Source organism: Segatella sp., from assembly GCF_977051555.1.
In genome coordinates this window covers 20,538-31,367 of sequence record NZ_CDRSSE010000046.1, presented here as the reverse complement: position 1 = coordinate 31,367, position 10,830 = coordinate 20,538, and the positions used below count along the sequence as shown (strand labels likewise).

Sequence of the window (10,830 nt, the reverse complement as noted above, 5' to 3'; positions counted from 1 at the left end):
CTACTTTTGCACCCTCTACAGCTGGTGCACCGACAGTGATTGAGCCGTCTTTGTCAACGAGCAAAACCTTGTCGAACTCAACAGTCTGACCTGCCTCAACATCCTTGATGTGATGTACGAAGAGCTTTTTGCCCTCCTCAGCCTTGAACTGCTGACCGTTAATTTCTACAATTGCGTACATTAAATTAATTATATAAACGGGTTTCTTCGGGAGGCGTCCTGCATTGTGCCGGATCTTCTTTGAGCCCCTTCGAACTAAACTTTTCTGTAACATTTGCCCAATCCATGAGCATTCGGGGTGCAAAAATACAAATTATCTTTGATATGAACAAAATGTTGGGGAAATAAAGATTGCTTTTTAGAAAGATTTAACAGAAAAGCCTGTTTTTTATAAGAATACCGATTATTTGCTACCAGATAAGGGACTCGTGAATAGTATAATGTTCTTTATTGGGTTCAATAATATACTTCCTTAGGTTCAATGATGTACTTCCTTAGGTTCAATGATATGTCTCCTCTGGCTCAATGATATGTCTTCTCTGGTTCAAGGAGATGTCTCCTTAGGTTCAAGGATACGACTTCTCTGGTTCAAGAAGATACCTTCGTTAAAGTTATGACTAGTGTCAGCAGCTCTGCTGAGCCTAGTCAGCAGGTCTGCTCACTATAGTCGACAGGTCTGCTCACTGCAGTCAGCAAGTCTTCCGACTCAAGTGATATTACCTTTTAATTGTATACTTTCTTCTTGGGAACAATATATGCTATATGCTATTTGAGGGAGGAGGTGTATAAAAAGAAAAAAGCGATGACCTTCACAGGCTACCGCTCCAAATCTTCAATAGGTATTAGTTTCCATTAAGGTAAAAAAGATTGTTTTCAGGATAACTGGTTGCAAAGATACACGATATTTTTCAAATCACCAAATATTTATTTGATTATTTTTGTAGTGATTCTATTGTGTGGGCGCACAAGAGTGTTAATTAACTTATTTTAATAAGAAAGACTGCGTAATCGATTGCATTTTTGTTGTTTTTTTGTTTGGATATCTTCAAAAGTATAAAGAGACGAACTTTTGAGACGAGTAGTGAAGTAGAGAAAATAAAAACAGGTTGGCGCAGAAGCGCCAACCTGTTTATGGAAAATACTATTATCTTATTCTGTTTGTTCGAATCAGGAAAAAAGTGATTACTTCTGCTTCTTGATTTTCTCTACGTAAGCATCAATGACAGCTACTGCTGTGATGTTTACGATATCCTGTACACTACTTTCTGAGTCAGTGAAGTGGATAGGCTTATTCAATCCCATCTGGATAGGGCCGATAATCTCAGCTTCAGGATTCAAACCCTGGAGAAGTTTGTATGCACCATTGGCGCTACTCAAGTTAGGGAACACCAAAGTGTTGACGTCTTTGCCCTTGAGGCGGGAGAATGGGTACTTCTCGTCGCGCAGATCCCTGTTGAGTGCATAGTTTACCTGCATCTCACCATCGATAGCGAGTTCTGGGAACTCCTTCTGCATCTCAGCAACGGCTTTCTTTACCTTAACAGGTGAGCCAATGTTATCTGTACCGAAGTTAGAGTAGCTTAACATGGCCATAACCGGCTCTTCATTGAAGAACTTCACTGTACCTGCAGACAGCTTAGCAACATCGATCAGCACATCTTCGTCTGGGTGACGGTTGATGAGCGTATCTGCGATATAATAAATACCCTTCTGGGTGTTAAGGATATGCATGGTACCGAAAGTCTTATATGGCTCACGGATTCCAATTACATCTTTTGCCACCTTAATAGTATTGCTGTACTTTGTGTAAAGACCAGTGATGAATGCGTCAGCATCACCCTGTTCTACCATTGACATACCGAAGTAGTTGCGCTCGTACATTTTATCATAAGCTTCCTCGAAGCTGTAGCCCTCGCGAGCACGCTTCTCTGCCAGATGCTTGGCAAACTTAGCACGGCGGCCCTGTTCGTTATCGGCACGCATATCTACAATCTCAATATCTGAAAGGTCAAGTTTCAAACGGCTAGCAACACGGTTCAAGCGGTCTGGGTTACCCAACAGGATTGGCTGGCAGATACCCTCTTGCTTTGCCTGGACTGCAGCCTTCAGCATAGTTGGGTTGCCACCTTCTGCGAATACTACACGCTGTGGGTGAAGGCGCGCTGTGTCGTGGAGCTTGCGGGTCAGTTTGGTCTCCTGACCAAGCAGCTGGCGCAAATCCTGCTTGTACTTCTCCCAGTCTGTGATAGGGGTGCGAGCCACGCCACTTTCCATTGCAGCCTTAGCTACGGCAGCAGAAACTTCTGTAATCAAACGTGGATCTACAGGTTTCGGAATGAAGTATTTAGGACCGAATGTAAGGTCGTTAACGTGGTAAACATCGTTTACTACATCAGGAACCGGCTGCTTAGCCAAATCGGCAATTGCATGAACAGCAGCCATCTTCATTTCTTCGTTGATAGCACGGGCGTGAACATCGAGTGCACCACGGAAGATGTATGGGAAACCGATTACATTGTTAATCTGGTTAGGATAATCTGAACGGCCAGTTGACATCAATACGTCAGGGCGGCTGTCCATAGCGTCCTCGTAGCTGATCTCAGGTACTGGATTGGCAAGAGCGAAAACGATAGGGTTGTCTGCCATAGAGCGAATCATATCCTTGGAGAGCACGTTACCCTTGCTGAGTCCTACGAATACATCGGCGCCTTTCACAGCCTCTTCGAGTGTATGGACATCGCGGCGGTCTGTTGCAAAGAGCTTTTTCTGCTCTGTCAGATTTTCGCGGTCGTTGGTAATGACACCCTTAGAGTCGAGCATAACGATGTTCTTTACCTGTGCACCAAGTGCAACGTAGAGTTTTGTACAGCTGATAGCAGCTGCACCAGCACCATTTACGACAATCTTTACATCGGCAATGTTCTTTCCTGCTACCTCAAGAGCGTTCTTCAAACCTGCTGCAGAGATGATAGCAGTACCATGCTGGTCATCGTGCATAACAGGGATATCAAGAGTTCTTTTCAGACGCTCCTCGATGTAGAAACATTGAGGTGCCTTGATGTCCTCCAAGTTGATTCCACCGAATGTAGGAGCTATTTTCTCTACGGCTTCACAGAACTTTTCTGGGTCTTTTTCATCGATTTCAATATCGAAGACATCCACACCACCGTAAATCTTGAAAAGCAATCCCTTACCTTCCATCACTGGCTTTCCGCTCATGGCACCGATATCGCCAAGTCCGAGCACTGCTGTACCATTACTGATAACAGCAACCAGGTTACCCTTGTCAGTATACTTGTATGCATCGTCTGGGTTCTGCTGGATCTCAAGACATGGGAATGCCACGCCAGGAGAATAAGCAAGGCTCAGATCCGTTTGTGTGTGATAAGGTTTTGTTGGCTTAACCTCAATCTTGCCAGGACGGCCAGTCTCGTGATAACTTAAAGCCGCCTCTTTTGTAATTTTTACCATAACAATATATTGGTTTAAAGTTTATTTTTCTTTCATATTCATGGATTTTTCGCACGAAATTTAAAAGTTTATGCAAAGGTACAAAAAAACTTAGTAAAAAAGAATGGTTTTTTGATTTTTTTTGTATCTTTGCACAAAAATAGAGTCTTCAAACAAGTAAAATGACAGAAATCAATCAATATAGGCAAGAACTGAAAGACAGAATCATCTCTTATGCGATGCCTGAATTCTATAAGCGTGGTGTAAAAGCTGTTAAGATGGATGAAATCTCACAGGGACTTCATGTATCTAAGAGAACTGTGTACGAGATTTTCGGTGACAAAGAAGAATTGTTGCTTGCTGGTATGATGCGTCAGCTAGAAGAAAATCGTTCGAAGTTAGAGAACTTCGCCAAGACCCAAGCGAAGAATGTGATAGATATTATCAGCTATGTCTATAAATTGCAGATGGAGCGCAATGGGATGGTGGGCGTTCTTTTTTATGAGGAGGTTCATAAGATGCCTCGTGTAGTGAAATTCTTCCAGGAAAATCATGCTCATGAACGGGAGGAGAGTGTACGTTTCTTTGAGGCTGGTGTCAAGGAGGGGCTTTTCCGTAAGGATGTAGACTTCAATGTTGTTATGGACGTAGGACATGTGATGATGGAGGAAATCATGCACCATCAGCTCTATCGTGTTCATTCGATGCAGGAGATATACGACAATTATATTTTGTGCCTGATTCGTGGATTCTGTACAGAGCGCGGCTTGGAGCAGCTTGACCGTGCTTTGAAAGAGTAGAGGCGTTGGCTTTAATAGTTAAAATGTGCTTTTTGAGCGTATGTGTAATTACGCTTTAAAAAGAGAAAGAGGTTTCGGAGATGTTTTATATAGGCTCACGGAACCTCTTTTCCTTAATCCTTGTATAGCCAGTGGAGGAGCAGGTTTATAACTTTTGGATAGAAGCGGAACCAGCGAAACTTGGTAACAGGTTTGCCTCCGAAACCGAGAATGAATTCACGGTAGAGATTACTCTTAAGCGGAAGTCCTGCGTCCATAAAGTGGAGGTGTTGGGCATCCTGCTCCTGTGCATCAGAGAGTGCTTGCCAGATGGTCATTGTGTCCGGATGCAGATGGATGTAAGTCTTTCTCTTGAATGCAGAAAACCAAAGAAAGGCATTGCCTTGGTTGTAGATGCAGGTATAGCCGCCAATCACTTTGTCCTTATAGGTGATGATGACGTTTCTGGCATTACTACTTGTACTCAGTTTCTGAAAGAATGTTTCGTCAGGAACAAAACGGCGAATTTTCAGCCGATAATAATTTTTGAGCAACTGGTGATAACGATGGATGTCTTCGGGTGAAGTTGCCTCTCTACAACTTATTCCCTTTTTCTTCATTCTTTCAATCATAGCAATTTGTTTGTCTGAGAGTCGCTCTTGGGGAAGTTTGCTGTGTAGGGAGTTATGTATCTCTTGCCAGGCAATAGGTACATAGCCCAATTTTCTGAATTCCCGGTAACCCAGCATCTTTTTGCTTATTCGGGAGAACTCGATGTAAAAGCAGAGTCGTTTGTGTAAGTGGATAGTTATGCTGCGGAGTAACAATGGGAAAATAGCATTCTGTTCAGCATCGGGTGTATAAAGTCCCTCTCCGTACGCGTGAGCGTGCGTATATAAATAAGGTGGGAATAAAGATTTGCGGTGATAGAGGATGACGAGCATTTGTCCTACCACCTTGTTCTCCTGTGTGGCGACAGCCATAAAAGGGGTTATGCCGGGTGTTTTTTCAAGAATCTGAAAAAGCTCCAAGCTATGAAAAAAGTCGCCTTCCAATAAATGCGGCATTTCTTCCAGTTTACCATATATTTCTACTTCATATTTTCTCACGAAGGCAAAAATAATAAATTTATCATAAAAAAGCAAGAAAAAGGGCTCCTCTATCGTTATTTTTTAGTATTTTTGCATAAAAAGTAGAACTTTAAACAAAATTACGTATGAAAATAGTGTTTATTGGAGCAGGTAATCTTGCTACCAATCTTGCGCTCGAAATATCGCAATCAGAACATCAGATTGTGCAAGTTTTCAGTAGAACTAGGGAGTCGGCCTCTCTTTTGGCTGAGAAGGTGAATTGTGAGCCTGTCAATGAGATGAGTAAGGTGGTCTGTGATGCAGATTTGTACATAGTTTCAGTGAAGGATGATGCGCTTGAAATGCTTATTCCTGAACTGTGCAAAGGAAGAGAAGATAAGATGTTTGTTCATACAGCTGGTTCCATGCCGATGGATGTTTTCAAAGATTATGCCCGTCATTATGGCGTATTTTATCCGATGCAGACATTTACGAAAGATAAAAAGGTTGCATTCGAAAATATTCCTATTTTCATTGAGGGATGTGGTGCTTTCGAAACATCTTTCCTGAAGAGGTTGGCAGAACAGATTTCTCATAGTGTCTATGAATTGGATTCTGATAATCGTAAGTATCTGCACCTGTCAGCTGTTTTTGCTTGTAATTTTGCGAATCATTGCGTAGCTATAGGCCAGCAGATTCTCGAAAATCATCACATTCCTGGCAGTGTTCTCCGTCCTCTGGTTATGGAAACTATGGACAAGGCTTCTTCGCATTCGGCAGCTGAAGTGCAGACAGGACCGGCTATTCGTGATGATCGGAACGTAATGGAGAAACAAATGCAACTTCTTGAAAAACAGCCAGAACTACAGCAGATTTATGAAATGATGAGCAAAAGCATATTCAAGTTCAAGAGATAAAACTGTTATCGGTTTAAGTTTGCAGTTAGGATTTTTCAGTACTAAAAACAGAAACAATTATGATTAATTACGATTTAAATAAAATAAAAGCAATCATCTTTGATGTTGATGGAGTTCTGTCAAGACAGACCATCACGCTTTCCAGTGCCGGCGAACCTTTGCGTACTGTTAATATCAAAGATGGCTATGCAATTCAGCTGGCTCAGAAGAAAGGTGTTCGTATCGTAATTCTGACAGGCGGTAATTCTCATGCCATACAGGTACGCTATGAAAATCTTGGTGTAGAGGATATCTTCATGGGGTGTTCTGTAAAGATAAAGACTTATGAGGAGTTCAAGCAGAAATATTCAATTACAGATGAGGAAATAATATATGTAGGTGATGATATTCCTGATTATGAGATTATGCGTCGTTGCGGATGTCCATGTTGCCCAGCAGATGCATGCTCCGATATTAAAGAAATTTCTACTTATATCTCGGCTGGTAACGGAGGTGATGGTGTGGGACGTGATGTCGTAGAACAGGTACTGAGAGCCAAGGGCTTATGGCTTTCAGATGCTAAGGCGTTTGGCTGGTAGAATTTAGTTAATAGTTGAAAGTTTATAGTAGAAAGTTTGCAACTGAATTTTAATCATAAAGTTCTAAGTAATAAGGTTTAAAATAGATGAATTATAAGATCATTTTGGCGAGTAATTCGCCTCGTCGCAAGGAACTTCTGGCAGGTTTGGATATTCCTTTTGAGGTGAAGGTGATTAGTGGTATTGATGAAAGTTATCCTGCTGACCTCGATGCTTATCAGGTGGCAGAATTCATTTGCAAGAAAAAGGCTGAGGCTTACCGTCCGCTTTTGAACGGAAATAATAGTGTTGAAGAGTTGGACGAGTCAGAAACTTTGATTCTTACAGCAGATACGGTTGTGATTGCGCCAACAGCTGGCGAACAGAATGACCAGGAAGGAAAGGGAGTCATTCTCGGGAAGCCTCGTGATGCAGAAGATGCCAGACGAATGCTGAAGATGTTGAGCGGAAAGACGCATCATGTAGTTACAGGTGTTTGTCTTACTACCCAGCATAAGCAGCGTTCCTTTTCAGTAACAACAGAAGTGACGTTCAAACCGCTTTCTGATGATGAAATCAGTTATTACATAAATCATTATCAGCCGTTTGACAAAGCTGGCGCCTATGGCATTCAGGAATGGATTGGCTACATAGGTTGTACGGGGTTGAAGGGGAGTTATTTTAATGTGATGGGGCTTCCGGTTCAGCGTATCTATGAGGAATTGAGGCAAATTTAGATTTTTTAAAATTAAATATTGTTCTATGTCGTAGATAATGAGTATCTTTGTGCGTTTTATGTAACTAACAAGGATTATGAGTGAAGAAATTTTAGCAAAAGCTCATGAGGTTTTGGACAATTATATGGAGAGCAATCATCACCGGCGCACTCCGGAGCGTTCCACTATCCTCGACACCATTTATTCTATGGGAGAGCATTTCTCGATAGAAGATTTGGGCAGAGAGCTACTGAAAAAGAATTTTCGCGTTAGCAGGGCTACGCTTTATAACACATTGCATCTGTTCCTGGAACTAAGGCTTGTGGTAAAGCACAGTCTGGCAGACGGCACCAAGTATGAGGCCAGTTATAGCGAGAACAATCATGTGCATCAGGTTTGCACGATTTGTGGCAAGGTAACCGAAATTGTAGCACCGCAGGTTACGGCTGCAGTGAAGGATATCAGGATGCAGCGCTTTCGTAAAGATGCTTATGCTCTTTACATCTATGGCGTATGCAGCGGCTGTCAAAGCAAGATGACTCGCAAACGCAAAAAAGAATAAGTATCAAGATAAAAAGATAAAAAATGAACACAGGTAAAGTAGATGTCCTGCTGGGTTTGCAGTGGGGCGATGAAGGTAAAGGTAAGGTGGTTGACGTGTTGACCCCTAAGTATGATGTCATTGCTCGTTTCCAGGGTGGTCCTAATGCTGGACATACATTGGAGTTTGAGGGCGAGAAGTATGTGCTTCGCTCTATCCCTTCTGGTATTTTCCAGGGTGGTAAGGTGAACATCATCGGCAATGGTGTGGTTTTGGCTCCAGACCTCTTTATGGGTGAGGCTAAGGATCTTGAGAAGAGCGGTCATGATTTGAAGAGCCGTCTTTACATCTCTAAGAAGGCACATCTCATCATGCCTACTCACCGTGTACTCGATGCTGCTATCGAGGCTTCTAAGGGAAAGAACAGGGTAGGTACTACTGGTAAGGGTATCGGTCCTACTTATACTGACAAGGTTAGCCGTACCGGTCTTCGCGTAGGTGATATCCTTGACAATTTCGAGGAGAAGTATGCTGCTCACAAGGCTGCTCATCTCAAAACCATCGCAAGTCTCGGTTACACCGACTTCGATATCACAGAGGTTGAGAAGACCTGGATGGAGGGCATCGAATACTTGAAGCAGTTTAAACTTATTGATAGCGAGGTAGAAATCAATAAGGTGCTCCGTTCTGGCAAGGATATCCTCTGCGAGGGTGCTCAGGGTACTATGCTCGATGTTGATTTCGGTTCTTATCCATTCGTTACTTCTTCTAATACTATCTGTGCAGGTGCCTGCATAGGTTTGGGTGTCGGCCCTAACCGCATTGGCAATGTTTATGGTATCATGAAGGCTTACTGTACACGTGTTGGTGCAGGTCCATTCCCTACAGAGCTTTTCGATGAGACGGGTGCCAAGATCCGTGACCTCGGTCATGAGTATGGTGCTGTTACCGGTCGTGAGCGTCGTTGTGGCTGGTGCGATCTTGTACAGCTCAAGTATTCTGTCATGGTGAATGGTGTTACAGAGCTTATCATGATGAAGAGCGACGTGCTCGATGGCTTTGATACCATCAAGGCATGCGTGGCATATAAGTTGAAGGATGGTTCTGTTACAACAGATTTCCCATACGAAATCAATGATGTTGAACCTGTTTACAAGGAGTTCAAGGGCTGGAAGACAGATATGACTAAGTTCACATCTGAAGATCAGTTCCCACAGGAGTTCAAGGATTATATTGCTTTCGTAGAAGAGTCCCTTGAGACTAAGATCGGTATCATATCTATCGGTCCAGACCGTGCTCAGACTATTGTACGCAAGTAAATTATATAGTGTTTAATGTTTAGTGTTTAATGTTTACTTTGAGGGGTTTACATTGCGCTAGACATTAAACATTTAACATTCATATTAAACATTAATAAATGGCTCAGAAACCAAGTATACCAAAGGGCACGAGAGATTTTGGTCCTGTTGAGATGGCGAAACGCAACTACATCTTCAACACCATCAAGGAAGTGTATGCTCTTTATGGATTCCAGCAGATTGAGACCCCAGCCATGGAAACCCTTCAGACTTTGATGGGCAAGTATGGTGAAGAGGGTGATAAACTGCTTTTTAAGATATTGAATTCAGGCGACTATATGAATAAGGTGAGCGATGAGGATATTCATTCTCTCGGATCACTCAAATTAGCAGCGAAACTTTGTGAGAAGGGTCTTCGTTATGACCTGACCGTTCCTTTCGCACGTTACGTAGTGCAGCACCGCGAGGAGTTGCAGATGCCTTTCAAACGTTATCAGATTCAGCCAGTATGGCGTGCAGACCGCCCTCAGAAGGGACGTTACCGTGAGTTCTATCAGTGTGATGCTGATGTGGTTGGCTCTGATTCTCTCCTGAACGAGGTCGAGTTGATGCAGATTGTAGATACCGTGTTTACCAAGTTTGGTGTTCGTGTTTGCATCAAGATTAATAACCGCAAGATTCTTACCGGTATTGCAGAGGTTATCGGCGAGGCTGAGAAGATTGTAGATATCACAGTAGCCATCGATAAGCTTGATAAAATCGGACTTGACAATGTAAACGAAGAGTTGCGCAATGACGGCATTTCTGAAGATGCCATTGAGAAGTTGCAGCCAATCATCTCATTGTCAGGAACTAATGATGAGAAACTTGAAGTGATAGCGAAGGTTCTCGAAGGTTCAGAAGTTGGTTTGAAGGGTGTAGAGGAAACCAAGTTTATCCTCGATACCTTGAAGACTCTTGGCTTGAACAACGAGATAGAACTGGATCTCACTCTGGCTCGTGGCTTGAACTATTATACGGGTGCAATCTTCGAGGTGAAGGCGCTTGATACTCCAATGGGAAGTATTACAGGTGGTGGTCGTTACGACAACCTTACCGGCATTTTCGGTTTGCCAGATTTGAGCGGTGTTGGTATCAGTTTTGGTGCTGACCGTATTTATGATGTGTTAGGTGCGCTCGACCTTTATCCGAAGGAGGCAGTAAATGCTACTCAGGTACTGTTTATCAACTTCGGTGAAAAGGAGGCAGCTTACTGCCTGCCTATAGTAAGTGCAGCTCGTGCAGCCGGTATCCGTACCGAAATCTTCCCTGATAAGGCGAAGATGAAGAAGCAGATGAGCTATGCCAATGCCAAGAATATTCCGTTTGTGGTACTTGCAGGTGAGAATGAGATGGCTCAGGGAAAGGTTACGCTTAAGAATATGGAAACTGGCGAACAAACCTTGGTTACTGCCGAGGAATTGATAGCCAAAGTAAATAAATAATACTCTCTTTCTCGTCCT

At 42.8% G+C, this 10,830-nt stretch carries 10 protein-coding genes; 7 read left to right on the top strand and 3 right to left on the bottom strand.

Features of this window, described 5'->3' with window-relative positions; genetic code table 11:
- Both rplU and ACWJAO_RS10795 read right to left on the bottom strand, forming a co-directional pair.
- A partial coding sequence (gene rplU, locus ACWJAO_RS10800; protein ID WP_449140243.1) for a 50S ribosomal protein L21 occupies positions 1-181 on the bottom strand: 181 nt, incomplete at its 3' end.
- Between the two features lie 1,001 nt (positions 182-1,182).
- Entirely contained in the window at positions 1,183-3,471 is a 2,289-nt protein-coding gene (locus ACWJAO_RS10795) for an NADP-dependent malic enzyme (RefSeq protein ID WP_144151522.1), read from the bottom strand.
- Between the two features lie 161 nt (positions 3,472-3,632).
- Here ACWJAO_RS10795 and ACWJAO_RS10790 point away from each other — a divergent pair, with 161 nt between their 5' ends.
- Positions 3,633-4,250 carry a TetR/AcrR family transcriptional regulator gene (locus ACWJAO_RS10790; protein ID WP_118153668.1) on the top strand — a complete coding sequence of 206 codons (618 nt, stop codon included), beginning with the start codon at positions 3,633-3,635 and terminating at the stop codon, positions 4,248-4,250.
- A 113-nt stretch (positions 4,251-4,363) separates the two neighbouring features.
- On the opposite strand, the gene ACWJAO_RS10785 is transcribed toward ACWJAO_RS10790, so the two are convergent.
- Positions 4,364-5,212 (bottom strand): GNAT family N-acetyltransferase, encoded by an 849-nt coding sequence (locus ACWJAO_RS10785; protein ID WP_449140242.1) that lies wholly within the window; start codon positions 5,210-5,212, stop codon positions 4,364-4,366.
- 233 nt (positions 5,213-5,445) lie between these two features.
- Here ACWJAO_RS10785 and ACWJAO_RS10780 point away from each other — a divergent pair, with 233 nt between their 5' ends.
- The 6 genes from ACWJAO_RS10780 (at position 5,446) to hisS (ending at position 10,812) form a co-directional block, all read left to right on the top strand.
- A complete protein-coding gene (locus ACWJAO_RS10780) occupies positions 5,446-6,216 on the top strand; it encodes a Rossmann-like and DUF2520 domain-containing protein (protein WP_287829021.1) in 771 nt (256 codons plus the stop codon).
- A gap of 59 nt (positions 6,217-6,275) precedes the next feature.
- Positions 6,276-6,794: a KdsC family phosphatase gene (locus tag ACWJAO_RS10775; RefSeq protein ID WP_449140241.1), complete on the top strand. Its 519-nt coding sequence runs from the start codon at positions 6,276-6,278 to the stop codon at positions 6,792-6,794.
- Between the two features lie 86 nt (positions 6,795-6,880).
- Positions 6,881-7,510, top strand: coding sequence for a Maf-like protein (locus ACWJAO_RS10770; RefSeq protein ID WP_117585980.1), 630 nt, complete (start codon positions 6,881-6,883; stop codon positions 7,508-7,510).
- 76 nt (positions 7,511-7,586) lie between these two features.
- Positions 7,587-8,051 carry a Fur family transcriptional regulator gene (locus tag ACWJAO_RS10765; RefSeq protein WP_449140240.1) on the top strand — a complete coding sequence of 155 codons (465 nt, stop codon included), beginning with the start codon at positions 7,587-7,589 and terminating at the stop codon, positions 8,049-8,051.
- Between the two features lie 23 nt (positions 8,052-8,074).
- The gene (locus ACWJAO_RS10760) at positions 8,075-9,349 is read left to right on the top strand and encodes an adenylosuccinate synthase (protein ID WP_449140239.1); all 1,275 of its coding nucleotides are present in this window, start codon (positions 8,075-8,077) and stop codon (positions 9,347-9,349) included.
- A 98-nt stretch (positions 9,350-9,447) separates the two neighbouring features.
- Positions 9,448-10,812, top strand: a complete 1,365-nt coding sequence (hisS, locus tag ACWJAO_RS10755) for a histidine--tRNA ligase (protein ID WP_449140238.1) — start codon at positions 9,448-9,450, stop codon at positions 10,810-10,812.
- Positions 10,813-10,830: the final 18 nt, after the last annotated feature.